Origin of the sequence: Sulfitobacter sp. CW3, assembly GCF_019392245.1 — a bacterium.
Lineage (GTDB): Bacteria > Pseudomonadota > Alphaproteobacteria > Rhodobacterales > Rhodobacteraceae > Sulfitobacter.
This window is the reverse complement of record NZ_JAHXRL010000188.1, coordinates 1-275: the sequence shown is the minus strand read 5'-3', so window position 1 is coordinate 275 and position 275 is coordinate 1. Positions and strand designations below refer to the sequence as shown.

1 protein-coding gene is annotated in these 275 nt (G+C 63.3%); it reads left to right on the top strand.

Annotated elements, in window-relative coordinates; all coding sequences use genetic code 11:
• Positions 1–275, top strand: a 275-nt coding sequence (locus tag KZZ06_RS20720; RefSeq protein ID WP_219581849.1) for an efflux RND transporter permease subunit, incomplete at both ends; no start/stop codon positions are given.

Here is a 275-nt window from a genome sequence, read left to right as displayed (position 1 = left end):
CCGGCGACGCCGAGATTATGGGCGAGGTGTTCTCGGGCTTCCTGATGGCGATGGGCGCCGGCATCATGATGGTCTACGCGGTGCTCGTCCTGCTGTTCGGCTCGTTCCTGCAGCCGCTGACCATCCTGTTCTCGCTGCCTCTGTCCGTCGGCGGCGCCATCCTTGGCCTGCTCCTCTTCCAGATGCCGATCTCGATGCCGGTCGTCATCGGCATCCTGATGCTGATGGGACTGGTCACGAAGAACGCGATCATGCTGGTCGACTTCGCGGTCGAG